The following is a 24,215-nucleotide window of genomic DNA, read 5'->3' as shown; positions in this document are numbered from 1 at the left end:
GCGAAGATCCATGGAATACGGAGCCGCCATCCTTGCTGACCTCCTCCAGCAGCAAGGGTGAATCACATCAGACCCGATTTGAGAATCCAGATTCCGCTAAAACACATCCCGCTCTAGGGGCGAACCGGCGTCGCGGCAGACCCCCTTCCGCCCGACAGCGTCAGACGATCTTCGAGCCTTCCTTGCCCCAGTAGGCGTCGCGGATCAGGCGCTTGTAGAGCTTGCCCGTCGGGTGCCGGGGAAGCTCTTCCATGAAGTCGATGATCCGCGGGCACTTCACATGGCTGATGTTGGCGCGGCAGAACTCGGCGATCTCGGCCCGGAAGGCGTCGTTGGCGTCGGCCCAGTCGGCGGGCTGGATGACGGCTGCGACCTGTTCGCCCATTTCCTCGTGCGGTGCGCCCACCACGGCGGCGTCGGTGATCTTGGGATGGGTGATCAGCAGGTTCTCGAGCTCCTGCGGATAGATGTTCACCCCGCCCGAGATGATCATGAAGCTCTTGCGGTCGGTGAGGTAGAGGAAGCCCTCCTCGTCGACCCAGCCCACGTCGCCAAGGGTGGTCCAGCCGTGCTTGTTGGTGTTCTCGGCTACCTTCTCCGGGGCGTTGTGATAGGCGAGGGGCGCGCCGCCCGCGAAGTAGACCGTCCCCTCTGTCCGGGGCGGGACCTCCTCCCCATCATCGCCGACGATCTTGACCTCGCCTAGGACCGAGCGGCCCACCGTGCCCTTGTGGGCCAGCCAGTCCTCGGGGCCGACATAGCAGAAGCCGTTGCCCTCGGAGCCGGCGTAGTATTCGTGGACCACCTTGCCCCACCATTCGATCATCTGTTCCTTCACGGGGATCGGGCAGGGGGCGGCGGCGTGGACCGCTGAGCGAATGGAGGAGACATCGTACTTCGCCCGCACCTCGGCCGGCAGCTTGAGCATGCGCACGAAGTGGGTCGGGACCCACTGGCCGACATCGATCCGGTAGCGTTCGATCAGGGCCAGGGCGGTCTCGGGATCAAACTTCTCCATCACAACGACGGTGCCGCCCATCCGGTGAACGCCCATGCACCAGCGCAAAGGCGCAGCGTGGTAGAGGGGGGCAGGGGAGATGTAGATGCTGTCCGGCCGGAACCCGAAGAGCCCCTGGGCCATCATCGTCAGGGCGTTGGGCTCGTCGATCGCGGCGCCTGTGAGCGGGGGTTTGATCCCCTTGGGTCGGCCCGTCGTGCCGGAGGAATAGAGCATGTCCGCGCCAGCGGTCTCGTCGGCGATGGGCGCCGTGGGCATGGCGGCCCGGGCCGCCTCGAAGCTTTCGTAGGGCGCGCGAGCCTCGCCCACCATGTAGAGTTTCACGCCGGGAATGAGGGCCGGAAGCTCATCGATCACCGGGCCCACGCCGGCCGAGGTGATCAGCACCTTCGCCTCGCAGTCCTTCATGATGTACTCGATCTCTCCCGCCGACAGCTTGGACGAGATGCAGGTGAAGTAGAGGCCCGAGCGCTGGGCGGCCCAGGCGATCTCGAAATACCGGGGATGGTTGTCGAGCATCAGGGCGATGACGTCGCCGGTCTTCAGGCCCAGCGAGCGGAACAGTTGGGCGCCCTGGTTGGAGCGATCGTTCAGTTCGCCGTAGGTGACGGTCTCCCCCGTAGCGCCCATGATGTAGGCGGCGCGGTCCGGCTGGGTCCGGGCGTGGGTTGCGGGGTGCATGGTCATCCTCCTCGGTCGTCGCCCGGCTGCGGGCCGCCGGTCCTCCGGCTTGCGGAGTGCATATGCGGGTCTTGACGGAAGGTCCGTCAAGGCCGACCGATGCACCCGAAACGCCACGGAGACGCAAGACCATGTCAAACTTCGAGACGATCCGCCTGGAAGTCGAGGATGGCATCGCCACCCTCACCCTCAACCGGCCCGACAAGCTCAATGCGTTCAACACGCAGATGATGCAGGAGATGATCGCCGCCTTCGACCAGACCGACGCCGACGACAGCGTCCGGGTGGTGATCGTGACCGGCGCCGGCCGCGCCTTCTGCGCCGGCGCAGACCTCTCGGCCGGGGCGGCGACCTTCGACTATTCGACCCGCGGCGGGCAGGACAAGGAGGCTCGTACGGTCGAAGGCGTCCAGCGCGACGGCGGCGGCCTCCTGACCCTGCGGATCTATGACAGCCTGAAGCCGGTGATCGCCGCCGTGAACGGGCCCGCCGTGGGCGTCGGGGTCACCATGCAGCTGGCCATGGACATCCGGATGGCCTCCACCGACGCGAAGTATGGCTTCGTCTTCTCCCGCCGCGGCATCAATCCGGAAGCTTGTTCCTCATGGTTCCTGCCCCGCCTCGTGGGCGTTCAGACCGCCCTGGAGTGGTGCTATTCGGGGCGCGTCTTCCCGGCGCAGGAGGCCCATGAACGGGGTCTCGTCCGCTCCCTGCACGCGCCCGAGGACCTGCTGCCGGCCGCCCGCGCCCTGGCCCGCGAGATCGCGGACAACACCGCCCCGGTCTCCATCGCCCTGACCCGTCAGTTGATCTGGCGGATGGCCGGGGCGAGCCATCCCATGGAGGCGCACATGGCTGACAGCCGTGGAATCCAGGCCCGCGGCGCCATGGCCGACGCCAAAGAGGGGGTCACCTCCTTCCTTGAGAAGCGTCCGCCCCGCTATCCTGACAAGGTCTCCACCGACCTACCCAATATCTGGGAGCACTGGGACGCACCCAGATTTCGATGACGTTCGGCCTCCCGGGTTTCTGGCCCCGAGGGAGGCCTTCGTTTTGGCCGGTATCAGGAGACTGCCTCTGAAGCGTGAAATCGTACCTGAGGCTGCAGTAATTTACTTTTGAATGCTTGCAGTCTCTGCACCCTAACGCTATTCCCCTCTGGCGTCCGCTCCCTAGCGGCCCTTTTCTGTATTTCGGAGAAATGGAAACTCATTATGGATGAAAAGACCGGCGTCATCGAGATGACCGCGGATATTGTCTCTGCCTATGTTGGCAACAACACGATTTCCGCCTCAGAGCTCCCTTCGCTCATCCAGAGCGTCCATCGCGCCCTTGCGGGCGTCAGCGGCGCTGCCGAACCGGTCGAGGCTGCTCCTCGGGATCCGGCGGTGCCGGTTCGCCGGTCCATAACGCCTGACTTCATCATCTGTCTTGAGGACGGGCGTAAGTTCAAGTCGCTAAAGCGTCACCTCCGGACGAAATACAATATGAGCCCGGAAGAGTATCGCGCCAAGTGGGGCCTTCCTAAGGACTATCCGATGGTCGCTCCCAATTACGCCAAGGCGCGCTCTGATCTGGCGAAGCAGATGGGCCTTGGGCAGGGTGGTCGCCAAGCCCCCCGCCGCCGTGGGAAGGCCTGACACCAGTCGATCCACACTCCGGGACCGGACAGCCCGGCCGCGACAGCGGCCGGGTTTTTTCGTGACGCTTCAAGGCCGAAAGCGTCTCGTTAACCAATTTTCGCTTGCCCCCGATTCGCGCATCAGGCGATAAACGATTCGTTAGGAATCCAAGGGGTTGCAGGGGACTCTGAAGATGGTGTCTGAACTTGGCGCAACCGCTAAGGTCGAAGGCGCCCAGGAGGCGCTTTACGCCTACTGGGCGGGTCTGCGGAGGGACGGGCGACTGCCTTCCCGCGCCGACGTACGCCCGGCCGATATCAAGTCCTTCCTCCCCATGCTCAGCCTGACAGAGGTGGGTTCGGACGGTCGCTTCCGAGTTCGCCTGGCCGGAACCGGTCTCTACGGCGTCTATGGCGCCGAGATCACGGGCCGGAATCTTTCGGAGATCTATGCAGGTCCCGCGGCCGACTACTGGCGGCGGGAGCTGGATGGCATCGTCAAGGACCGCCGTCCAGCGATCGGGGTTCACTCCCAGGGCTGGCGCGGCGCGCCGCATCTCTCCGTGCTTTGGATGCGCCTGCCCCTCGCCACCAATGGCGCCGACGTCGATATGATCCTCGGCTACGACGCCGTTCTCGGCGGCGACCGAGCGATGAAACTCGTCTCAGGCATTCGGGCGGCCTGATCGCCCGACTTGAGGGTGGGCTTGGCCTCAGCGCACCGGCAGGTGCGCGCGCGCGTCGCGACGCATTCGCTCGGCCATGGCGGCGAGTCCGTTGGATCTCTGGGAGGACAGGTTCGCCGACAGCCCCAGGCGGCCCAGGGCGGCCGCTGGGTCAAAGTCCGCAATCTCTTCCGGCCGCAGACCGGAGACCAGGTTCAGTAGAAGAGCGATAAGGCCCCGCACGATGTGAGCGTCTGAGTCCCCGCGGAACACTAGGGCGCCATCCGGGGTCATTTCGGTGACCAGCCAGACCTGGCTGGCGCAGCCTCTGACCCGGTTGGCCTCCGATCGTTCGGCGTCAGTGAGCGGAGCAAGGCTGCGGCCCAGGTCGATCACGTGGCGATACCGTTCCTCCCAGTCCCCCAGGAGATCGAAGGTCTCAACCAGATCATCGAGACGTTCGTCGAAGGTTGCGGAAGCGGTCACGAGGCTGGGATCCTGGAGTTTACCGGGCAGGGACTTGTCCCGGTCCCGCAGGTCACCGGTCTAGGAGCGCGGTCTTCGCCGCGCAAGCGCCAAGAGATCTGGGGACCCCAAAGGTTATCCACCGGGAATTCACAGGAGCGACTCCCGCGGCCCTTCTGGCGCCACTAGCCTTGAGAAATGGCAATGAGTCGGTCGCATCTCAGAGAGGCGCCGCGCGGGCCCGTATCCGGGTCTCCTGTGGAAGAGGTCATTATCGACCCCCGCGCCATAGTCGCTCGCGAAGCCGCCCTTGAGGCGGCGCTCAGGGACTCCGAGGCCAGGAGCGCCGGCAAGTCCCGCTTTCTGGCTTGCCTGTCCCACGAGCTCCGAACCCCCCTCAACGCCATCATGGGTTTCGCCGACGCGATGCGGGAAGAGGCGCTCGGTCCTCTGCCGCAGAGTTACCGGGGTTACGCCGAATTGATCCACGAGTCCGGGGAGCTGCTTCTTGAGCTCCTCAGCGACGTCCTGGATATGTCCCGGATCGAGGCGGAACGCCTGGAACTCCATCCCGAGGTTGTTGATGCTCGGGAGGCTGCGACGGCGGTGATCCGGCTGATGTGCATGCAGATCGAGCGCGCGGGGCTGACTTTCGTGACCCCGGAAATGCGCGCGCCCATCCCGGTCCGGGCCGACCGCCGGGCCCTCAAGCAGATCGCCCTGAATCTCCTGTCAAACGCCATCAAGGCCACGCCCTCCGGAGGGCGGATCTTTCTGTCCCTTCATGCCGAGGAGGACGACCTGGTGCTCTGCGTGGCCGATACTGGGCGCGGTATTCCCCCTGAGGACCTCAACCGTTTGGGGCGGCCCTTCGAGCAGGCGGGAAGTCTCGATCAGAGGGCGGCCGGGGTGGGTCTGGGCCTGAGCCTCGTGAAGGCTCTGGCGGGGCTCCACGGCGGCGCCTTGTCGATAAGCAGCCGCCCCTGGGAGGGGACAGAAGTCACGGTTCGCCTACCCGTCGTCGTCGGCGATCACACCCCGCCAGAGCCAGCCCTGACTGGCCCCCGGGCGCCTAACCGGCTTTAACGGCAAGGAAGGCCCGCGCCGCAGTGAAGTCGCCGACCTCGAGAAAGACGCGTTGGGGCGGCCCCGAAGCGAACAGAAACTCGACCTGGATGGACTCCCGAGGGTCAAGTTCCGCTATCGCCTCTGCGGCCTGCGCCGGGAACCGGAAGGCCCAGCCGGAAGCCATCCCGGGCGGCAGGAGATCCGCCCCGGAGGGAGACCGGCTCTCGGCGGAGTAGCTTTCGAAGGGCCCGGACCTGGGGATCCGCATGTGCAGGGGTAGCGACTTCAGGCTCGCGCCCCGCGTATCCAAGTAGGGGCCGGAGGTCAGTCGCCGGTCACGCATGACAATCCTCGCGGTATAGGGCCGAACGCCGTCGGGGAAGGTCGCGACAGCCATCAGGTGTTCTGCGCCGGGCCGACCTGCGATCCCGAGCCGCATCTGGAGCGCCCCCTGGCGGACGTCCTGGCTCAGCCTCCAGACTGGCCGCCGGGAGTTTACCGACCGGTCGGCCGTCCAGACGCCGACATCCCCCGGAAAGTTCTGCCGGATAAGGCGGGCGTATCCCGCGAACCCGTTGCGGACCCGCTGGGCGGCGATCCCGAGGTCTTGCGAGTCGCAGGGCGTTGACCTCGCACGATCTCTGGCCCTGTCCGCGATGGCCCGGACATCTTGAGCTGGAACGCCCGCCCGCAACGCCGCCCCACGGGCCTGCTCGCGCGCCGATACGAGGGCGGACTGGAGTTGCGGCGTAAAGAGGTTACAGCGGGCGCCGGCCTCGGCCATGAGGCTACGCTCGTAGTAGATGTCGTTCGCGGCTGCGGCCGCCGCCCCGAGCGTCAGGGTCGCCGCCATCGCCATAGCAAGGGCGGCGGGATTGATGCACGCAAAGGGATGGGGCATGACAACTCCCTTACAGGGTCCGGCTGCGCCACCTCATACTCGCGCCGCCGCCAGACACATCCTAGACCAGCGGCGGGACGCTTGAAATTCTCCACGGACATCTGGGTGGCCGCCCTCATCCGGCGGGTTGAACTCGGTGGGGGCTTCGCGGTCGTGTCGGTCAAGGGTGATGCCCGAGCCGGATCGGTTCTGGTCAAGGTGTTGAATCTCACCAGCGGCGCGGCGCGCCTTTTCTCCGAGGCGACCCGTGCTGACGGGGAAACCGTCTGGATACGCCCCTCCCGTGCTGAGCAAGAGGCCGACCTCGACGCCTACATTGCACGAGCCCGAACCATTGACCCCGATCTCTGGGTGGTGGAGATCGAGGACCGGCAAGGAAGACACTTTCTCACGGAAGTTGTTGAGGAAGGGTAGGCCAACCTCTGGATTCTCTGACGGAGTTCTCGTAACTGATCGCCGAGAGGCGCCTTTCGTTGCGCAAGTCGGTCAACCGTCAGGATCGGTGGGGAGATGCGATCGTGCTTTTCCTGATGAACGATTGGGTGATGCAGTTCGACCAGAAGGACATGGTCCAGGACCTCCTCTCCTACAAGATCCGTGAGGTGACCTTTCCGCAGATCCTCATCCTGGGTCAGGAGTTGTACGCTGAGGATCCAAAGCTTCACCTGAATCAGCCTGTCCAGGCGCGAAGGCTGGCCGCCTTGGTCATGGCCAAGCAACCTGCCGTGAACGGCGTTCTCTTCCTGCCCCCGCATCAGGGCTGCAACCCTCGGGACGTCACCGTCCGCTACTGCAGCGTCGGTTACGACATGCTGGCCCAGCTTCTCAAGCTGCAGGAGACAAAAAACAGCGGCGCCTGGGCCAACCAGGAAGTCTGGAACAAGCTCGGGAAACGGACCGGGACCTGACCGGATGGCAGGGGAGGACCCGGCTGCTGAATTGCGCCGGCGAGGCCCGCAGGCTACCTCAAGGCCATGATCCAGTCCCCCGCCGCCGAGGCTGCCCGCCGCCGCACGTTCGCGATTATCTCTCATCCGGATGCGGGCAAGACCACCTTGACCGAGACCTTGCTGCTTTCTGGGGGCGCGATCCGGGCTGCCGGTCAGGTGCGGGCTCGGGGCGAGAATCGCCGCACCCGCTCGGACTGGATGAAGATCGAGCGCGAAAGGGGCATCTCGGTCTCGGCCAGTGTGATGACCTTCGATCACCAGGGCCTGATGTTCAACCTGCTGGACACCCCAGGTCACGAGGACTTTTCGGAGGATACCTATCGCACCCTGACCGCAGCCGACGCCGCCGTGATGGTGCTGGACGCCGCCAAGGGGATTGAGCCACAGACCCTGAAGCTGTTCGAGGTCTGCCGCTTGCGGGACATCCCCATAGTGACCTTCATCAACAAGATGGACCGGGAGGCGCAGGACCCTCTTGAGCTGCTCGACGAGATCGCCAGCAAGCTGGTCCTGAACCCGGCGCCGCTTTTCTGGCCGGCCGGATCCGGGGGCCGGTTCAAGGGCATGTTGGACCTGCGCTCGCGCCTCTTCCAGCCCTTCGAGCGCTCTGCCGTCGAACGGGAGCAGGCCGGTCATCCCCCTCCCGTGCCCGGCGACGGTGCGGCCATGGACGCCTATCTGACGCCGGAGGAGCGTGACGAACTGCTGGAAAGTGTGGAACTCGTCCAGGGCGCCTCACCCGCCTTCGATCCCCAGTCCTTCCTGGAAGGCCACATGACGCCGGTCTTCTTCGGGTCGGCCCTGAGGCGTTTCGGCGTCGAACAACTGCTCGACGGCCTGGGCGCTTACGCCCCGCCCCCGCGTCCGGTTGCAGCCCGCCGGGCCGATGTGGAAACCCATGTGGCGCCCGGCGACCCTGAGGTCAGTGGTTTCGTCTTCAAGGTCCAGGCCAACATGGACCCCAATCACCGCGACCGGATCGCCTTCCTGCGTCTGTGTTCGGGGCGCTTCCACAGAGGAATGAAGTTGAAGGTCCAGAACACCGGCCGTCAGCTCTCGGTGAACGCCCCCATCATGTTCTTCGCTTCGGACCGGGAGCTGGCCGAGGAGGGGTTTGCCGGCGACGTGATCGGAATCCCCAACCACGGGGTTCTGAGGGTGGGAGACAGCCTGTCTGAAACGGGCGCCCTGCGGTTCGCCGGGCTCCCCAACTTCGCCCCGGAGATTCTTCAGAGGGTCCGTGTCAAGGACCCCCTGAAGGCCAAGCATCTGCGCCGGGCCCTTGAGGGGCTGGCGGAGGAGGGCGTCACCCAGCTCTTCCGGCCGCTCATCGGTTCCGACTTCATCGTAGGGGCGGTCGGACAGCTTCAGTTCGAGGTCATGGCCGACCGGCTCGCCAGCGAGTACCAGCTGGAGGTGATCTTCGAGGCCAGCCCCTACACAGAGGCCCGCTGGGTCACCGGTTCTCAGGCGGACCTCGGCGCCTTTTCAGCCGCCTACCGCTCGGCCATGGCCGAGGACATCGACGGCCAGCCGGTCTTTCTCTCAAAGTCGGGCTGGGAAACTGGCTACGTCGCCGAACGCTATTCCGGCATCGCCTTCGCCCGCACCCGGGAACGGGGCTAGTCCCGCGGATGACGCCGCCTGTCCTGCTTTACGGCCATCCACCGCCGATCCTCTTCAGGGAGCCGCCAGGCGCCCTCCAAGTCTCGCCCCTGGAGCCTGCCGGAGCGGACCTTTGCGAAACACCCCGGTCCCCGTTCGGCTCGGCCCTGATCCTGGCGCCCCCAGGCCGGCTTGAGCGAGACTGGGTCCTGGCCCGAGCGATCCAACTTCTGCCCCAGGGCGCCGAGATCGTCGCCCTGGGGCCCCGTGATCGCGGCGGCGCCCGGATCGCCGAGACCCTCCGCGGGTTCGGCTGCGACGTCTCCGACGAGCCTCGCCGGAAGCACAGGATCTGCAGGACGAACCGTCCCGCTCAGCCCGTCGGCCTGGACGCCGCCCTGGAGGCTGGCGCCATGCGTCTGGACTCGCGCCTGGGCCTGTGGACCCAGCCGGGTGTCTTCAGCTGGGACAGGCTTGATGCGGGCACCGCCCTTCTGCTGGAGGCCCTGCCGGCCCTTGAAGGCTACGGCGCCGACTTGGGCTGCGGGCTTGGAATCCTGGCCGTCCGGGCCCTTCAAAGCGACCGGGTGACGGGCCTGGAGCTTTGGGACATTGATCGCCGAGCCATCTCCTGCGCCCGCCGCAATGTGAGCGATTCCAGGGCTCTGTTCCGGCATGACGATGTCCGCCGGTCTGAGGGCGGCGGCGCGGACCTCGACTTCGTCCTCATGAATCCCCCCTTCCATGACGGTGGTCGGGAAGACCGGGCCCTTGGCCTTGCCTTCATCGAGGTCGCCGCCCGGAGACTGAGGTCGGGTGGAGCCTGCTGGGTGACCGCGAACCGGCATCTCCCCTACGAGCCCGCCCTCACCTCCGCCTTCCGGCAGGTTCGTCTGGTGGCGGAAAGCCGCGCCTTCAAGGTCTACGAGGCCCGTCGATGAGCCTTCCCCCCGCCGTTCGCCTGGACCGTCTCCTGGCCAACCTGGGCTATGGCTCGCGTCGCGAGATCCACGCACTGGTCCGGGAGCGGGCCATCATCCTTGATGGCGAGGCCGCAACAGACGCCGGCGCCCGCATTGCGCTCACCGCGGACATCCCGGAAAGGCTCACCGTCCGCGGCGCCCCCGTAGATCCGCCAGCGCCGCTCGTCCTGATGATGCACAAGCCCGCCGGGGTGGTCTGTTCCCATAAAGAGCCCGGCCGCAGCGTCTATGAACTCCTGCCGCCCCGGTGGCGCATCCGCACCCCGGCGCTGTCGACGGTGGGGCGTCTGGACCGGGACACCACGGGACTGCTGCTGATCACAGACGACGGCTCTTTCCTGCATCGTATCATTTCGCCACGTACGCATGCCCCAAAACGATACATTGCGAGTCTCCAATGGCCGCTCCGGGGCGACGAAGCCGACATCTTCGCCCGGGGCGACCTGACGCTCGAGGGAGAAGAAAGACCGCTGGCCCCCGCTTACCTGGAGGTTCTGGAGCCTCGCGTCGCCCGGCTTACGCTCACCGAGGGGCGCTATCATCAGGTCCGGCGCATGTTTTCCGCCACTGGAAACCGTGTCCTCGAGCTTCACCGGGACCGGATCGGGTCTCTCGACCTGCCTCCGGATCTCGCGCCAGGGGCCTGGCGGACGCTGAGCCCGGCCGAGCGCCAGGCCATCCTTGCGGAAGACAAATCCGAATCTCCCCGATTGGCATGAGCTTTGCTATCGGGAATTGAATCCTGTGCCTCCCCTTTAACCCGCCCGGGGTCGTCTCAGGCCGGAGTGTGTGCATGCTTGGGCTGAACCGTCAGGTCAGGAAGCTGCTTGATGAGTTGGGCGGCTTGACGCCGCGCGACGGCCTCAGCGCCGACGACATGTCCCTGGTGGAAATCCTCCCCCTCGGCATGCTGTTGGACGAGGCGACGGCGGCCGACGCCCTGGCGGTCCGAGCGAGCGGTCGCCGGCGGGCCCAGTTGCGTCTCGACTCTGCAGTCCTGTGGCGGGAAGTGACCCGCCGAAGCGGAGAAGTTCGCGCTCTGAGCCGCGCCGCCTCGGCAGCCGAAGAGGCCCTTGAATTATCTGTCGCACACTCTGCAGTTTGGGCGAGGGCCCGTTGCGAGCAGGGATTTGCCGCCTTGCTTGGGGTCGAGTTGTTTGGCGACCCCGGACTTCTCGACGCAGCGGAGGGGGCGTTCGAGGACGCCTTGGCTGAGGCCAGGCGGGGCTTGGTGGCCCCGCTTGCCGAGATCGGTCTCCTGGTCGTCTCCGGGCGTCGGAACCTGGCGACCGGAGACGGACAGGCTGCAAGGGTGGCGGCGGCGCGTTTCGCCCAGCCCATCGCCACCCTCAAGGCCATGTCCCGTCGGATTCGTATCGCCCGTATGTTGTCGGTAGAGGGCCATATCCTCAGAGCGCAGTTGCTTTGCGAGTGGGGCGCCCGGCTCGCGGATGCACCTCTCCTCCGCGCCGCGGTCCGGGATACGCTCTCGGCGGCATCAGGTCTCACACCGGACTTTGAGCCCCTCACCATAGCCCGGATCGGGTTTGTGAGAGCCAGCGCTCAGATCGCCATTGGCGAGGTTGAGGAGGATGCCGAGATTTGCCTTGCAGGCGTGAACCTGCTGGACCACGTCCTGTCGGACCTTCGTCTTGAACACAGCCCTATCGATCGCGCGAAGGGGGAGTTCCTCCGCGGTCGTGGGCGCCAGGTCCTTGGGGAGATCTCGGGCGATGCCCTCAGCTTCATGCACGCCATCACCTGCTTCGAGCAGGTCGCCAAGATCACCGAGAAGCGCGAGGGCCTGGTCCTGAAGGCGCAGGCTGGGGCGCTCAAGGCCCTCGGTCTTGCCCGGGTCGCCGAGATTTCGGGGGATGTAGCGGTCCTGAATTCCGCCGAGAAGGCGTTCCGATCTACACTGGTGAATGTCTCGGTTGCTCGCGACCCGGAGTCGTGGGCCCTGCTGCAGCTGAATCTGGCGCGTCTCTTGCTGACCCGCCTGGGCATCACCCGAAAGGACCGTGGGGAGCGCGCCGGGGCAAGAGCTGCCTTATCGTCGGCGCTGGACGTCCTTTCAGAGCGCCGGCTTCGCGGTCTGGGCCGCTCTGCGTCAAAGACCCTGGACCTTCTCGAGGCCGCCATGCAGAACCAGGGCGACTCCAAGCTGACGCAATCCTAGGATCTGGATATCAGGCCGCCAGGCTGTCCGGTCTGGGGCAGGGCCGTCCCTGTACGGCCCAGGCGAGACCGAGGGCGCTGCGGACGAGAGCCCAGAGCCAGATCGCCCCCACTGCGATCCCCGAGACAATCAGCAGCGGAATGCCGATCAAGACCACGGAGAACACGGCTCCCCAGAACATGGCGACTCCGGCCACGGCCCAGGCCAGGAGGCCGATCCAGAAGGTCCGGATCTGAAACCGGTAATGGCTCCGGGCGATCGGACCCGCCGTCTCCTGGGCGACAAGGGCGATGATCAAACCGACAATCGCCGCCGGGGCGAAGCCCAGCAGGGAGCCGATGAACAGCCCGTGGACGACCAGGACCAACGTCAGGTCCTCGTCGTACGGCGTCGCGCTCGAGGAGTCCGTCATGTTTCGTTCCTTTCGAGGATCAACTCTACTCCCGCCGCCTCGGCGTCGGGGGCCAGGGCGCCGGGCTTCATTATCATGACCCTGACGCGCAGGGCGCCCTCATGAGCGAGGCAGGCTTCGGCCAGTCGTTCGGCGAAGGTCTCCACCAGGTCGATATGGCCGGCGCTGGCGATCCTGCGGACGGCGTCGACCACCTCCTCGTAGTTCACAGTATCCGTCAGGCTCTCCACCCGCCGTCCCGCCAGATCGATCTCGACGTCGATGGCGAGGGACTGCGCGCGACCTTTCTCGTGATCATGAATCCCGATGAAGGCCTCCAGCCTGAGCCCCCGGACGAGGACCTTCTGGCGGCGCGTGACGGAGGGGGCGACGGAGGCTGGCATTGCTCAGTCCAGGTGCTGTCCGCCATCCACAGCGATCATCTGCCCGGTCACGCTGGCCGCCCCGATCAGGTAGGTCAGGGCCCGGCCGATATCGGCGGGATCGACGGCGCGTCCCAGGGGCGTAGACGCCGCCTCGGCCTCGAAGTCCGCCTGCGACTGGTCGGGGTTGGCCAGCACCGGCCCCGGCCCGATCGCATTGACCCGGATGCGCGGGGCCAGCTCGATCGCCATCATCCGGGTGGCCGACCAGAGTGCGGCCTTGGACAGGGTGTAGGAGAAATAGTCCGGACCGGGCGCCAGCACCCGCTGATCGAGAATGTGAACGATATGACCGGCCAGGCCTTGGGCGGCCATGTCGCGCGACAGGACCAGGGGCGCGCGCAGGTTGATGTCCAGGTGCGCGTCCCAGGACGCCCGCTCGAGCTCGCCGAAGGCGTCGTTCCGGAAGAGGGAGGCGCTGTTCACCAGCAGGGTCAGGGGGCCGAGGGCCCCGGTCGTGCGCTGGACAAGTTCCGAAACGGCGACTTCATCGCCCAGGTCGCAGGCAAGGATGGCGCCGGAGCGGCCGGCGGCGCGAACCTCTGCGAGTGCCGCCCGGGCGTCGTCGTCCTCACGACGACAATGGATGGCGACGTCATAGCCGGCGGCGGCGCAGGCGCGGACCAACTCCCGCCCGATCCTGCGCGGCCCGCCAGTGACCAGGGCTGTGCCGCGACCCGTGGGGGGCATGGCCTAGTCGAGCCGCCCCATGTCTATGATGTTCAAGATGGCGAACGCCAGGAAGAACGGGATGATGATCAAGAGGGGGCTCATGAGGCTCTCCTTGCAGCAGGAGGGGCTTTAGCCGCGCTCGCAGGACTTGTCGAGGCGGCCTGACCGGAGGCACTGTGCCGGGCGCAACCCCGGAGCTCGTCATGCCGCTTACGCCGATCGAAACCGCGTCCTTCCAGAAGATCGCCGTCGGCATTGACCGGCCTGAGGACGTGGTCGTCAGCGCCGCAGGCCGGGTCTTCGCCTCGGACCACCAGTGCGCAGTGGCCGAGATCCTGCCGGACGGGCGTTTTGTCCGCATGGGACCCCGGGGCGGCGCGCCCAATGGGATCAACATGGACCGGCAGGGGCGGATCATCATCGCCAACTTCGGCATCTATGACCGCGAGGAGGGTCCGCTTCAAAGGTTCGACCCGGAGACGGGCGTTCATGAGACCCTGGTCGAGGAGGTCGGGGGTCGACGACTGACCAGCGCAAACTATCCGGTGGTGGACCGCGATGGGAACATCTGGTGCGCCAATTCCACCCACGCGGAGACCTGGCCCCGGGCCCTGGACGGTCGCGCCGACGGGTTCCTGTTCGTCCTTCGGCCGGACGGGACCTGCGAGATCGTCGCCGAAGGCCTGAAGTTCCCGAACGGCCTTGCCCTATCGGCGGATCACCGGCGGCTGTTCTGCGCCCAAACCTCGGCCGCCGACGTCCTGGTCTTCGAAATCCTGCCGGGGGCCAGGCTGGGCCCCGGCGTGCGATATGGGCCGGTCCTGGGACAACTGGCGGGCCGGGGGCTTCCCCCGGTAAAGGAAGAGGATCTCGGCTATACCGACGGCGTCGGCATGGACGCCGACGGCAATCTGTGGGTCTGCCTGCCGGCGGCGAACAAGGTCGTGGCCATCACGCCTTCCGGCGACACGGTCACCGTGATCCACGATCCCACGGGTGAGGTGGTCGATCACCCGACCAACGTGACCTGGGGCGGACCGGACCTGAGAGATCTCTACATCGGGTCCATACAGGCCGGATATGTGCTGAAGGGCCGCAGCCCTGTTGCGGGCCTCGCCCTCGTCCACCAGGCCTGACTCCGCAGGTTCAGAGTCTGAATCCCCCTTCCACGCGGGCCTCTGATCACTATTGTAAAGGACGAAGGCGCATGCGGACTTCCCGGCGCCCGCAAGGACCACATCCCGGAGGACGCCATGCGCGAGTACGTGAAATTCTACATCGACGGCCAGTGGGTCGATCCGGTGGAGCTGAAGACTCTCGACGTCATCAATCCCGCCACCGAAGGCGTGTGCGGCAAGATCGCCCTGGGCTCGGCCAAGGACGTCGATAAGGCCGTCGCTGCAGCCAAGAAGGCCTTCAAGACCTGGTCCCAGACCACCCGCGAGGAGCGCCTGGACGTCCTGAACCGCATCCTGGCCGAGTACCAGAAGCGCTTTGGCGACCTGGCCGTCGCCGTGACCGAGGAGATGGGCGCCCCCGCCTCCCTCGCCCAGCGCGCCCAGGTGCCGATCGGCATGGGCCACCTGTCGACCGCCATCAACGTCCTCAAGGACTTCAAGTTCGAGGAGCAGCGCGGACCGACGCTCCTGGTGAAGGAGCCCATCGGCGTGTGCGGCTTCATCACCCCCTGGAACTGGCCGCTGAACCAGATCGTCTGCAAGGTGGCGCCCGCCATCGCCACCGGCTGCACCATGGTGTTGAAGCCGTCGGAAGTGGCGCCCTTCTCCGGGCATATCTTCGCCGAGATCATGCATGCCGCCGGCGTTCCCGCCGGTGTGTTCAACATGGTGCATGGCGACGGTCCGTCCGTGGGCGTGGCCCTGTCGAGCCATCCGGACATCGATATGGTGTCCTTCACCGGTTCGACCCGCGCCGGCATCGAGGTGGCGCGCAACGCCGCTGCGACCGTCAAGCGCGTGGCCCAGGAGCTGGGCGGCAAGAGCCCGAACATCGTCCTGGACGATGACGCCTTCGCCAAGGGCGTAGCCCGCGGCGTGGCGACCATAATGACCAACTCCGGTCAGTCCTGTAACGCCCCGACCCGCATGCTGGTGCCGAAGACCCGCATGGACGAGGCCATCGCCGTGGCCCGCGAGGCCGCCTCCCAGGTGACGGTCGGCGACCCCAACGGCAACTCCCAGCTGGGTCCTGTCGTCTCCGAGGTGCAGTTCAACAAGATCCAGAAGCTGATCCAGGCCGGCATCGACGAGGGCGCGACGCTGGTCATCGGCGGCACGGGCCGGCCCGAGGGCCTGGACAAGGGCTACTATGTGAAGCCCACCGTCTTTGCGAACGTCACCAATGACATGACCATCGCCAAAGAAGAGATCTTCGGGCCCGTCCTGTCCATCCTCGGCTACGACTCGGTCGACCAGGCTATCGATATCGGCAACGACACCGAGTACGGCCTGGCCGCCTATGTCCAGTCCGGCGACCTCGACAAGGCGCGCAAGATCGCCTCGAAGCTCCGCGCGGGCCAGGTGTCCATCAACGGCGGCGGCGGGGACATGATGGCGCCCTTCGGCGGCTACAAGATGAGCGGCAACGGCCGCGAGTGGGGCGACTACGGCTTCCACGAGTTCCTCGAGACCAAGGCCGTCCTGGGCTACGCGCCCCAGGCCGCAGAGTAAGACTTCCACCGCCCCGGGGGATGGCTCCGGGGCGGTCATCCTTCCCGAGACACGCCCTACGGACCCTGCCGGACAGGATCGCCATGCCCGAAGCGCAAAGCATCGTTCTTCCCGAACTGTCCTGCGCTGCGGACGTGGTGCGGCATCACGCCCGGGTGAGGCCCGGCGCCGTCGCCCTGGTCTTCCAGGAAGAGCAGATCACCTACGCGGAACTCGACGCCCTGTCCTCGCAGTGCGCCCAGGCGCTGATCGCAGCCGGTGTGAAGCCGGGTGAAAGGATCGGGACCCTGGCCCGCGGCAACGCCGACTTCTTCGTCCTATGGTTTGGCTGCCTGAAGGCGGGCGCCTGTCTCAACCCTGTGAACTGGCGCCTTGCGCCGCCGGAGGTGGCCTTCATCCTCAAGGACGCTGGATGCCGGCTCATCGTGGTCGCGGCCGAGTACGCCGGCATGATCGGGGGCCTGTCCGAAGAGCTTCCGGACCTTTCGACGCGGATCCAGTTCGAGCCGGGACATCCGTCCTGGCCGGGCTTCCGGGACTGGATCGGCGCTCATCCCGCTGTCGACCCGCAGCGTCCCGCCCGCGCCGATGACGATGTCATCCAGCTCTACACCTCCGGAACCACGGGCCTGCCCAAAGGCGTCCAACTGACCGAGGCCAACTACGCCGCCTGTTTCCGCAGCGCCAGCACCGCCTGGGCCTTGATTGAACCTGATGACGCCGTCCTGGTCTGCATGCCGCTCTTCCACGTGGCGGGCGCCAACCTCGGGATGCTGGGTCTCCTTATGGGCGGCCGCTGCATCATCATGCGCGAGGTCGATGTCGGCCTGATGCTCAGGTTGTTCGGTGAGCATGGGGTACGCCACGCCTTCCTGGCCCCGGCCATCATCAACATGGTCCTGCAGCACCCCGAGCAGGCCCAGGCTGACCTGTCCCAACTAGACTACGTCTACTATGGCGCCTCGCCGATCTCTGAGGAGGTGCTGACCCGGGCCCAGGCGCGTTTCGGATCCCGCTTCATGCAGCTCTACGGGCTGACCGAGACCATTGGCGGCGGATGCTACCTGCCGCCCGAGGCTCATGACGCGGCCCTGGGCAAGCTTCGCTCCTGCGGACGGCCATCTCCCGGCTACGAAATCCGGGTCCGAATCGCCGGTCGCGACGCCGAGGTGGGCGAGGTCGGCGAGATCGAGATCCGCTCTGAAGGGATCATGAAGGGTTACTGGAACCGGCCCGACGCCACCGCCCAGTCCATCGACGCCGAGGGCTGGTTCCGCTCGGGCGACGCCGGATTCTTCGACTCCGACGGGTACCTGTTCATCCACGACCGGGTGAAGGACATGATCGTGACCGGCGGCGAGAACGTCTATCCCGCCGAGGTCGAGAACGCCCTGATGTCGCATCCCGCCGTGGCGGACGCCGCCGTGATCGGTGTGCCAGATGACCGCTGGGGCGAGGCGGTGAAGGCCATCGTCGTACTGCGGCCGGGCGCCGCACAGGATTCTGAGGGCGTGATCGCCCACTGCCGGACCCTGATCGCCGGCTACAAAATCCCCAAGACCGTCGACTTCATCGAAGTCCTGCCGCGTAATCCTTCGGGAAAGGTCCTGCGGCGGGAGCTTCGCGAGCCCTACTGGCAAGGCCGCGAACGCCGGGTCGGCTGAACCCTCAACGCCAGCAGGAGGCGCACACATGGATCCGCATTTCAAGGCCATGCTCGAGGCTGAGGCCGCCGCCGCCGCCGGCCAGCAGGCGCCGCCCCTGGACAGCCTGCCGCCGGAGATGGTGCGCGCAGGCTATGTCATGCAGCGCACCAGCCAGAACACCCGGGCGCCGAAGGACGTAGTGACCCGCGACCTGCAGGTCGACGGCGGCGCCGGCTCGGTCGGTGCGCGCCTCTATACGCCTGCGGGCGCCCCGGAGGTCACCCCTGGCCTCGTCTACTTCCATGGCGGGGGCTTTGCCATCGGCAACCTCGAAACCCATGACGGGCACTGCCGGCGCCTGGCCGCTTATTCAGGTTGCCGGGTCCTCGCGATCGACTATCGCCTCGCCCCGGAGAATCCCTTTCCCGCCAGCCACGACGACTGTCTCGCCGCAACGAAGTGGGCCTTCGATCATGCTTCCGAGATCGGGTTCGATCCCGCCCGCATCGGGGTCGGGGGATGCTCGGCGGGCGGCAACCTCGCCGCTTCGGTCGCCATCGACCTGAAGGCGGACCCGAAGCGTCGCCTGGTCTTCCAGATGCTGCTCTATCCCTACATCTGCCCGGAGACCGAGACCGAGAGCCGCAAGCGGATGGACGGCCCGCTCCTTACCAAAGCGGCGATCGACTGGTTCGTGAAGTGCCTGGCCGCCGACGGCCATCCCGAGATCGACCGGGTGATCCTGGGTTCGAATGTGGATGTCTCGGCCACGCCTGCGGCCTACGTCGTGACGGCCGGATATGACCCGCTCCAGGATGAGGGCCGGGATTACGCGCGGCGGCTGGATGCGGCGGGCGTGCCTGTGCGCCACGTCCATTATCCGGACCTCCTGCACGATTTTTACATCATGGGCGATGTCTCGCCCGCGGTGGAGACGGCGGCCCGCGAGGCGGCGGAGGCCATGAAAGCCGCCTTCTCCTGAGCGCCGGCCAGCCGTGGACGGACTCAGCCCTGAGCGCCGGCCTCAGTTGCAGCAAGCTGGTCCCTTTGCCTCTGGCGCCAGGCCAGGACCGCCATCCCGACCGCGGCTGACAGGAGCGAGCCGCCGATGACACCCAGCCGCACAGCGCTCTGCGCCGTCGGGTTCTCGGCGTCGAAGGCCAGGGCGCCGATGAACAGGCTCATGGTGAAGCCGACGCCGCAGAGCAGGGCGCAGCCGTAGATCTCCACCCAGGTGGAGTCGCTCGGCCGTCTGGCGATCCCCAGGCGGATGGCCAGGACCGAGGCGCCGAAGACCCCGATCTGCTTGCCGATAAAGAGGCCGGCGGCGATGCCGATCGCCACGGGACTGAGCAGGTTGTCCGCCGACAGGTCCCCGAACGAGAAGCCCGCCGCCGCGAATGCAAAGATCGGCATGACGCCGTAGGCCACATAGGGATGAAGGGCGTGCATCATCTGCTTGAGCATCCCGGACTCACCGGGCCGCCGGGGCTCGATCGGAATGGTCATCGCCGCCGCCACGCCGGCGATCGAGGGGTTCACGCCGCTCTCCAGGGTGAAGGCCCACACCAGGAAGGCCAGAACGCCGAACAGGGCGTAGGGTGCGCCCCTCCAGCGTCCGGCCAGGGCCATCAGGGCCAGCACGACGCCTGCGCCCGCCAGGGCGACAAGGTCGATCCGCTCGGTAAACAGGGTCGCGATCAGCACCACCGCGCCAAGGTCGTCGGCGATGGCGAGGGTCAGCAGGAAGGTCCGCAGGGACAGTGGCAGGCGGGGACCCGCTATGGCCAGGGCCGCGAGGGCGAAAGCGATATCCGTGGCGACCGGCGCCGGCCAGCCTTCGACAGCGCCGCCCGGTCCCATGTTGAAGGCGAGATAGACCGCTGCCGGTACGACCATGCCGCCGAGGGCTCCAAGAACCGGGAGCGCCAGCTTGCGCGGGTTTGAGAGCTCGCCCCTGAGGATTTCGTATTTGATCTCAAGCCCGACGACGAAAAAGAAGATCGTCATCAGCCCGTCCTTGATCCATTTCAGGACAGGCTTGGTGATCTCGAAGTCTCCGACCTGAAAGGTCAGAGGATGCTTGATCACGCTGAAATAGCTCGTCGCCCAGGGCGAATTCGCGAGGAAGATGGCGAGGGCTGCAGCCAGGGCCAGAGCCGTGCCGGAGGCGGCTTCGGTCTTCAGGAAGTCGAGGGTGATCTTGCGGCTCATTGGCTCCGGTTAACATGCGGGCGCGGATAGGCAAGGATCAGGTCTTGCGGTCGGCGGCGGTGGCGGTCATCTCGGGAGCATGCCTCTGTCCGCGGACTACCGTCCTGATCCCCGCCTCCCGATCCTCGGAGCCGATTTCGCCGATCCGGTCCGGGCGGCTGACTTCCCGAGTCTCCGGCTCAGATGGCGGAACGACCGCGCCGCCGCCACCGTGGGCCTTGCCGGGCTGACCGACGCGGAGTGGACGGACCATTTCGGTCGCTTCGCTCCCCTTGTGGACAACCTGCCCGGACCCCTTGCCCAGCGATATCACGGCCACCAGTTCCGCGTTTACAATCCCGAGATTGGCGATGGCCGGGGCTTCACCTTCGCCCAGCTACGGGAGGCCGGGACCGGTCGCCTCCTGGACCTCGCCACCAAGGGCTCCGGCGTGACCCCCTGGTCACGAAGCGGCGATGGCCGCCTCACCCTGAAGGGCGGGGTGCGGGAAGTGCTCGCCGCGGGAATGCTCGAGGCCCTCGGGGTCCCGACGTCGCGAGCCTTTTCCCTGATCGAGACAGGCGAGTCCCTGGTGCGCCAGGACGAACCCAGTCCCACGCGCGCCGCCGTCCTGGTCCGGTTGAGCCACAGCCATATCCGGTACGGGACCTTCCAGCGCCCGGCGGCCCTGGAGCGGCCGGACCTGGTCCGGAAGCTGCTGCACTACACCCTCGACCTCTACTTCCCCCACCGGGCCGGGGAGGCCGACCCCGGGGCTGCCCTGCTCCAGGAGGCCTGCGTGGGCGCCGCGCGCATGACCGCCGCCTGGATGGCCGCGGGATTCGTGCACGGGGTCCTGAACACCGACAACATGAACATCACCGGTGAAAGTTTCGACTACGGGCCCTACCGGTTCCTGCCGCACAATGACCCGAACTTCGTGGCGGCCTACTTCGACCACGCAGGGCTCTACAGCTTCGGCCGCCAGCCGGAGGCGGTCTTCTGGAACCTTCGACAGCTGGCCGGCTGCCTCCTCATGGCCGGAGTCACCGAGGACTCTCTTGTCGAGGTCCTGAATGGGTTTGGCGACCTCTACCGCGAGGCCCTCGCCGCGGCCATGCTCCGGCGGCTTGGCCTGGCCCCGCGGGGCGACGAGTCCGACGCCCGTCTGGTGAGCGCCGCCTTCCGCGCACTGGCCGCCGGCGGCCCCGAGATCCGCTGGGAGCCCTTCTTTTTTGACTGGTTCTGCGGCGACGATGCACGAGCCCTGCAGGGGGCCCGCGGGGCGGTTTACCGGCGAGCGGAGTTCGATGACTTCCGACGGGAGATGGCCGCCGCGGTCCCGGAACGGCCAGAGCGGCTCAAGGCGCCCTTCTTCGCCGGCGAGTCACCCGTCGAGCTCCTGATTGACCGGATCGAGGCGGTCTGGGCGCGGATCGCCGCGGATGATGACTGGACGGCCTTCGACGCGCTGGCGGCGGAGATCGAGACCGCCCGACAGGCCTGGGACTTTCAGCCAGCCTGAGCCGCAGGCCGCGCCGCCCTCTGGGCCAGGACGACCCCGGTAAGGGCGATGGCGCCGCCCAGCATCTGGCCGGGGCCAAAGACCTCGCCGAAGAGCAGCCAGCCCAGGACGGCGGCGACGACGGGCTGCACCAGAACGACCACCGAGGTTACCGAGGCGGGGAGCCGCCCGAGCGCCCAGGCGATCGCCCCCTGGCCGGTCGCGTGCACGATTCCGAGGCCGACGCAGGCGGCCCAGCCTACCGGCGTGGCCGGCAGGAACCGTTCGCCCAGGGCGGCCGACGCCGCCAGAAGCAGGGGTGCGGCGGTGAGACTGGACCAGAACATCACCTGGGCGGCTCCTCGGGTCTGCCGGGCGCGCTGTACGGCGAGGAAGTAGAGGGCGTACCATACCGCAGTCATGGCCGAGAAGGCGTCGCCGAGAGGCGGATTGACCCCAGGAAGTCCCGGGTCGCGGGCCAGGGTCATCAGGCAGGCGCCGCCTACGGCGAGGGCCACCGCGGTCAGGAACAGAGGGCGGACCTTCTCACGGAACACCAGCCAGGCGACGCCCGTGACGATGACCGGGGTCAGATTCGAAAGGATGGTCGCCTTGGCCACCGACGTCAGGGCGATGCCGTAGTGCCAGAAGGCGAGGTCCAGGGCGAAGGCGACCCCCGCCAGGCCCAGGATCCATCCGGTTGGCCCCACGCCGCCGCTCTCGCGGCGGGCGATGAGGGCGAGGAGGGGGAGGGCGAAGATCATCCGCCAAAATCCGATCGCCGACGGGCCGGCTTCGCCGAGTCGCACCAGGATCGGGGCCAGCCCGATAATGCAGGCGCCGGCGAGGAGCACCATCATGGCGGTGCGCCGCTCGCGGCCCGCCGTTCCGGCGACGTCAGTCAAGGTCGAGCTCCGAAATCAACTGGGTGGGGGTGACGCCCCGTTCCCGGAGCGCTTGCAGGGTTTCCGCACGGTTGCGCTTGGCGTAGCGCCTTCCGTCCGGTCCGACCAGAAGCCGGTGGTGGCGGTAGACCGGCTCCGGCAGGCCGAGCAGGACCTGGAGCAGACGCTGGATCCCGGTGGCGGCGAAGAGGTCGCACCCCCTGACGACTGTCGTCACCCCCTGGTCGGCATCGTCCACCACGACGGCGAGATGGTAGGCCACCCCGATATCCTTGCGGGCCAGGACCACGTCGCCCGCGGACTCTGGGAGGACGGCCTGCCAGCCGGTCTGGCCGCCGGGGCCGAAGCCGGTCTCAAGAAAGCCAAGGGGACCCGCTCGGCGCGCCGCCTCGCGGACATCGAGCCGCCAGGCGAAGGCCTCGCCCGCCGCCGCTCTTTCCGCCGCCTCCGCTTCTGGCAGACGCAGGCCGAAGAAGACCGGTTCGTCTCCATGCGGCGCCCGGGTCATGGCCTCCGCTACCTCGCGACGGGTGCGAAAGCAGCGATAGAGAAGGCCCGCCCCCGCGAGTTGCTCCGGGGCGGCGGTGTAGGCGACCTCGCGATCGGACTGGCGCAGGATCGGACCGTCCCAGTCCAGCCCCAACCAGCCGAGGTCCTCGATGACGCCCGCCTCGAACTCGGGCCGGCAGCGAACCCGGTCGATGTCCTCGATGCGAAGCCTGAAGGCTCCTGCGGTCGCGCGGCAGGCGCGCCAGGACGTCAGGGCGGAGAAGGCGTGACCCCGATGGAGCCGACCGGTCGGCGAGGGCGCGAACCTGTAAACGGGCCCCGGCACGCCGGCGGTTCAGGCCACCGCGACCTTGCGCCCCGGGCGGAATATGTCCAGCTGGCTGAAGATCGACCTCAGGAAGGCCTCTTCGCCTCCCAGTTGCACCCGCAGGGGCTCGAATTCCTTGAAGCCCACCATCTCGGCCACCCCATGGGCGGCGCACCAGACGGCGACCGCCGCCAGCTCCAGGCCGGTCTCATCGTTAGGGTCAACCCCGGCCTCGACGAGGGTGTCGCGGGTCAGCTGGTAGGCGCCCTCGTCGCGCAGCTTCTCCGGCATGGTCTCATGGGATTGGCTGCAGTCGATCATCACCCGGTAGATGGCGGGATTCATCCGGGCGAACCGCACATAGGCGACCCCGAGGGTAACCAGGTGGTCCCGCTCCGACCCCGTGTTTGAGAGGGCTTCGCGCATCTGGTTTCCCAACTGGTCCCATCCCTCGAAGGCGAGGGCGTCGAGCAGTTCGCTCTTGTCGCGGAAGTGGTGATAGGGCGCCGCCGGGCTGACCCCCGCTTCCCGGGCCACGGCCCTCAGGGAGATGCCCGCACCGCCTTCGACTTCGAGGAGCCGCCTTCCCGCCTCAATTAGGGCGCGCCGCAAGTCGCCGTGGTGGTAGGGCCGGGCTTCAGTCAGTTGAGCGTGTTCCATGAAATCTCAGTAATGGGGAACAAAATCCGGGGCAAGCCAATCTTGACAACGATCAGATCATACCTATCTCGCAGGTGCAGCAAAAAACGGCCCCGCTCCCCCGGGGCGCTAACTTGAAGGTGTGTTATGTCTCTCGTCTATTTGGAACGCTTGGTCGA

Annotated in this window: 25 protein-coding genes; 15 read left to right on the top strand and 10 right to left on the bottom strand. The window is 66.9% G+C overall.

Annotation, left to right across the window (positions count from 1 at the left end):
* Positions 1–160 precede the first annotated feature (160 nt).
* On the bottom strand, positions 161–1,699 hold the full coding sequence (locus IM632_RS05510) for an acyl-CoA synthetase (protein ID WP_296499104.1): 1,539 nt from the start codon (positions 1,697–1,699) through the stop codon (positions 161–163).
* Positions 1,700–1,830: 131 nt separating this feature from the next.
* Between IM632_RS05510 and IM632_RS05505 the strand changes: the two genes are divergently transcribed.
* The 3 genes from IM632_RS05505 (at position 1,831) to IM632_RS05495 (ending at position 4,006) form a co-directional block, all read left to right on the top strand.
* Positions 1,831–2,709, top strand: a complete 879-nt coding sequence (locus IM632_RS05505; protein ID WP_296484387.1) for a crotonase/enoyl-CoA hydratase family protein — start codon at positions 1,831–1,833, stop codon at positions 2,707–2,709.
* A 204-nt stretch (positions 2,710–2,913) separates the two neighbouring features.
* Positions 2,914–3,339 (top strand): MucR family transcriptional regulator, encoded by a 426-nt coding sequence (locus IM632_RS05500; protein ID WP_293512766.1) that lies wholly within the window; start codon positions 2,914–2,916, stop codon positions 3,337–3,339.
* 175 nt (positions 3,340–3,514) lie between these two features.
* Positions 3,515–4,006 carry a PAS domain-containing protein gene (locus IM632_RS05495; RefSeq protein WP_296484390.1) on the top strand — a complete coding sequence of 164 codons (492 nt, stop codon included), beginning with the start codon at positions 3,515–3,517 and terminating at the stop codon, positions 4,004–4,006.
* Positions 4,007–4,033: 27 nt separating this feature from the next.
* Here IM632_RS05495 and IM632_RS05490 read toward each other — a convergent pair whose 3' ends face one another.
* Positions 4,034–4,471, bottom strand: a complete 438-nt coding sequence (locus IM632_RS05490; RefSeq protein ID WP_296484392.1) for a SufE family protein — start codon at positions 4,469–4,471, stop codon at positions 4,034–4,036.
* Positions 4,472–4,708: 237 nt separating this feature from the next.
* Here IM632_RS05490 and IM632_RS05485 point away from each other — a divergent pair, with 237 nt between their 5' ends.
* Positions 4,709–5,536, top strand: coding sequence for a HAMP domain-containing sensor histidine kinase (locus tag IM632_RS05485; protein ID WP_296499102.1), 828 nt, complete (start codon positions 4,709–4,711; stop codon positions 5,534–5,536).
* On the opposite strand, the gene IM632_RS05480 is transcribed toward IM632_RS05485, so the two are convergent.
* The gene (locus tag IM632_RS05480; RefSeq protein ID WP_296484398.1) at positions 5,523–6,419 is read right to left on the bottom strand and encodes a hypothetical protein; all 897 of its coding nucleotides are present in this window, start codon (positions 6,417–6,419) and stop codon (positions 5,523–5,525) included. The genes IM632_RS05485 and IM632_RS05480 overlap by 14 nt on opposite strands.
* 81 nt (positions 6,420–6,500) lie before the next feature.
* On the opposite strand from IM632_RS05480, the gene IM632_RS05475 reads away from it, so the two are divergent.
* The 6 genes from IM632_RS05475 to IM632_RS05450 all read left to right on the top strand — a co-directional run bounded on the left by IM632_RS05475 (position 6,501) and on the right by IM632_RS05450 (position 12,136).
* Positions 6,501–6,833 (top strand): DUF1491 family protein, encoded by a 333-nt coding sequence (locus IM632_RS05475; RefSeq protein ID WP_296484401.1) that lies wholly within the window; start codon positions 6,501–6,503, stop codon positions 6,831–6,833.
* A 104-nt stretch (positions 6,834–6,937) separates the two neighbouring features.
* Complete coding sequence (locus IM632_RS05470) at positions 6,938–7,327, top strand: hypothetical protein (RefSeq protein WP_296484404.1); 390 nt, start codon at positions 6,938–6,940, stop codon at positions 7,325–7,327.
* Between the two features lie 66 nt (positions 7,328–7,393).
* Positions 7,394–8,995 carry a peptide chain release factor 3 gene (locus tag IM632_RS05465; protein ID WP_296552083.1) on the top strand — a complete coding sequence of 534 codons (1,602 nt, stop codon included), beginning with the start codon at positions 7,394–7,396 and terminating at the stop codon, positions 8,993–8,995.
* An 8-nt stretch (positions 8,996–9,003) separates the two neighbouring features.
* Positions 9,004–9,915: a methyltransferase gene (locus IM632_RS05460; protein WP_296484409.1), complete on the top strand. Its 912-nt coding sequence runs from the start codon at positions 9,004–9,006 to the stop codon at positions 9,913–9,915.
* Positions 9,912–10,676, top strand: coding sequence for a pseudouridine synthase (locus IM632_RS05455; protein ID WP_296484413.1), 765 nt, complete (start codon positions 9,912–9,914; stop codon positions 10,674–10,676). The genes IM632_RS05460 and IM632_RS05455 overlap by 4 nt, the downstream gene beginning before the upstream one ends.
* Before the next feature lie 74 nt (positions 10,677–10,750).
* Positions 10,751–12,136, top strand: a complete 1,386-nt coding sequence (locus tag IM632_RS05450; protein ID WP_296484414.1) for a hypothetical protein — start codon at positions 10,751–10,753, stop codon at positions 12,134–12,136.
* A gap of 10 nt (positions 12,137–12,146) precedes the next feature.
* On the opposite strand, the gene IM632_RS05445 is transcribed toward IM632_RS05450, so the two are convergent.
* The 3 genes from IM632_RS05445 to IM632_RS05435 are packed head-to-tail and all read right to left on the bottom strand — an operon-like array spanning position 12,147 to position 13,660.
* A complete protein-coding gene (locus tag IM632_RS05445) occupies positions 12,147–12,548 on the bottom strand; it encodes a hypothetical protein (protein ID WP_296484417.1) in 402 nt (133 codons plus the stop codon).
* Entirely contained in the window at positions 12,545–12,931 is a 387-nt protein-coding gene (locus IM632_RS05440; protein WP_296484419.1) for a dihydroneopterin aldolase, read from the bottom strand. The genes IM632_RS05445 and IM632_RS05440 overlap by 4 nt, the downstream gene beginning before the upstream one ends.
* Before the next feature lie 3 nt (positions 12,932–12,934).
* Positions 12,935–13,660 carry an SDR family oxidoreductase gene (locus IM632_RS05435; RefSeq protein ID WP_296484422.1) on the bottom strand — a complete coding sequence of 242 codons (726 nt, stop codon included), beginning with the start codon at positions 13,658–13,660 and terminating at the stop codon, positions 12,935–12,937.
* A 185-nt stretch (positions 13,661–13,845) separates the two neighbouring features.
* Here IM632_RS05435 and IM632_RS05430 point away from each other — a divergent pair, with 185 nt between their 5' ends.
* From IM632_RS05430 to IM632_RS05415, 4 genes are all read left to right on the top strand, one after another.
* On the top strand, positions 13,846–14,778 hold the full coding sequence (locus IM632_RS05430; protein WP_296499099.1) for an SMP-30/gluconolactonase/LRE family protein: 933 nt from the start codon (positions 13,846–13,848) through the stop codon (positions 14,776–14,778).
* 117 nt (positions 14,779–14,895) lie between these two features.
* Complete coding sequence (locus tag IM632_RS05425) at positions 14,896–16,332, top strand: aldehyde dehydrogenase family protein (protein ID WP_296484426.1); 1,437 nt, start codon at positions 14,896–14,898, stop codon at positions 16,330–16,332.
* A gap of 83 nt (positions 16,333–16,415) precedes the next feature.
* Entirely contained in the window at positions 16,416–17,996 is a 1,581-nt protein-coding gene (locus IM632_RS05420; protein ID WP_296484428.1) for a long-chain-fatty-acid--CoA ligase, read from the top strand.
* 28 nt (positions 17,997–18,024) lie between these two features.
* A complete protein-coding gene (locus IM632_RS05415) occupies positions 18,025–18,960 on the top strand; it encodes an alpha/beta hydrolase (RefSeq protein WP_296528402.1) in 936 nt (311 codons plus the stop codon).
* Between the two features lie 23 nt (positions 18,961–18,983).
* Here the strand turns inward: IM632_RS05415 and nhaA are convergent, their stop codons facing one another.
* Entirely contained in the window at positions 18,984–20,192 is a 1,209-nt protein-coding gene (nhaA, locus tag IM632_RS05410; protein ID WP_296497677.1) for a Na+/H+ antiporter NhaA, read from the bottom strand.
* 79 nt (positions 20,193–20,271) lie between these two features.
* Here nhaA and IM632_RS05405 point away from each other — a divergent pair, with 79 nt between their 5' ends.
* Positions 20,272–21,696: a protein adenylyltransferase SelO gene (locus IM632_RS05405; protein WP_296552080.1), complete on the top strand. Its 1,425-nt coding sequence runs from the start codon at positions 20,272–20,274 to the stop codon at positions 21,694–21,696.
* Here the strand turns inward: IM632_RS05405 and IM632_RS05400 are convergent.
* Genes IM632_RS05400 through IM632_RS05390 form a run of 3 tightly spaced genes read right to left on the bottom strand, consistent with a single transcriptional unit; the run spans position 21,684 to position 24,057 of the window.
* Complete coding sequence (locus IM632_RS05400) at positions 21,684–22,580, bottom strand: DMT family transporter (RefSeq protein ID WP_296552079.1); 897 nt, start codon at positions 22,578–22,580, stop codon at positions 21,684–21,686. The genes IM632_RS05405 and IM632_RS05400 overlap by 13 nt on opposite strands.
* Entirely contained in the window at positions 22,573–23,415 is an 843-nt protein-coding gene (gene gluQRS, locus IM632_RS05395; protein ID WP_296552077.1) for a tRNA glutamyl-Q(34) synthetase GluQRS, read from the bottom strand. The genes IM632_RS05400 and gluQRS overlap by 8 nt, the downstream gene beginning before the upstream one ends.
* 9 nt (positions 23,416–23,424) lie before the next feature.
* Complete coding sequence (locus IM632_RS05390; RefSeq protein WP_296552076.1) at positions 23,425–24,057, bottom strand: TetR/AcrR family transcriptional regulator; 633 nt, start codon at positions 24,055–24,057, stop codon at positions 23,425–23,427.
* Positions 24,058–24,215: the final 158 nt, after the last annotated feature.

The sequence above is a fragment of the Phenylobacterium sp. genome, from assembly GCF_020402505.1.
Taxonomy (GTDB): Bacteria; Pseudomonadota; Alphaproteobacteria; order Caulobacterales; family Caulobacteraceae; genus Phenylobacterium.
The sequence above is the reverse complement of the archived record's forward strand: the minus strand, read 5'-3'. Positions and strand labels throughout refer to the sequence as shown.

Bases quoted from the DNA above. Each gene is read 5' to 3' on its own strand.
- IM632_RS05505 (WP_296484387.1), top strand. From the start codon at position 1,831: ATGTCAAACTTCGAGACGATCCGCCTGGAAGTCGAGGATGGCATCGCC.
- IM632_RS05440 (WP_296484419.1), bottom strand. From the start codon at position 12,931: ATGCCAGCCTCCGTCGCCCCCTCCGTCACGCGCCGCCAGAAGGTCCTC.
- IM632_RS05455 (WP_296484413.1), top strand. From the start codon at position 9,912: ATGAGCCTTCCCCCCGCCGTTCGCCTGGACCGTCTCCTGGCCAACCTG.
- IM632_RS05450 (WP_296484414.1), top strand. From the start codon at position 10,751: ATGCTTGGGCTGAACCGTCAGGTCAGGAAGCTGCTTGATGAGTTGGGC.
- IM632_RS05465 (WP_296552083.1), top strand. From the start codon at position 7,394: ATGATCCAGTCCCCCGCCGCCGAGGCTGCCCGCCGCCGCACGTTCGCG.
- IM632_RS05405 (WP_296552080.1), top strand. From the start codon at position 20,272: ATGCCTCTGTCCGCGGACTACCGTCCTGATCCCCGCCTCCCGATCCTC.
- IM632_RS05500 (WP_293512766.1), top strand. From the start codon at position 2,914: ATGGATGAAAAGACCGGCGTCATCGAGATGACCGCGGATATTGTCTCT.
- nhaA (WP_296497677.1), bottom strand. From the start codon at position 20,192: ATGAGCCGCAAGATCACCCTCGACTTCCTGAAGACCGAAGCCGCCTCC.
- IM632_RS05420 (WP_296484428.1), top strand. From the start codon at position 16,416: ATGCCCGAAGCGCAAAGCATCGTTCTTCCCGAACTGTCCTGCGCTGCG.
- IM632_RS05445 (WP_296484417.1), bottom strand. From the start codon at position 12,548: ATGACGGACTCCTCGAGCGCGACGCCGTACGACGAGGACCTGACGTTG.
- IM632_RS05425 (WP_296484426.1), top strand. From the start codon at position 14,896: ATGCGCGAGTACGTGAAATTCTACATCGACGGCCAGTGGGTCGATCCG.
- IM632_RS05480 (WP_296484398.1), bottom strand. From the start codon at position 6,419: ATGCCCCATCCCTTTGCGTGCATCAATCCCGCCGCCCTTGCTATGGCG.
- IM632_RS05430 (WP_296499099.1), top strand. From the start codon at position 13,846: ATGCCGCTTACGCCGATCGAAACCGCGTCCTTCCAGAAGATCGCCGTC.
- IM632_RS05510 (WP_296499104.1), bottom strand. From the start codon at position 1,699: ATGCACCCCGCAACCCACGCCCGGACCCAGCCGGACCGCGCCGCCTAC.
- IM632_RS05435 (WP_296484422.1), bottom strand. From the start codon at position 13,660: ATGCCCCCCACGGGTCGCGGCACAGCCCTGGTCACTGGCGGGCCGCGC.
- IM632_RS05495 (WP_296484390.1), top strand. From the start codon at position 3,515: ATGGTGTCTGAACTTGGCGCAACCGCTAAGGTCGAAGGCGCCCAGGAG.
- IM632_RS05460 (WP_296484409.1), top strand. From the start codon at position 9,004: ATGACGCCGCCTGTCCTGCTTTACGGCCATCCACCGCCGATCCTCTTC.
- IM632_RS05390 (WP_296552076.1), bottom strand. From the start codon at position 24,057: ATGGAACACGCTCAACTGACTGAAGCCCGGCCCTACCACCACGGCGAC.
- IM632_RS05415 (WP_296528402.1), top strand. From the start codon at position 18,025: ATGGATCCGCATTTCAAGGCCATGCTCGAGGCTGAGGCCGCCGCCGCC.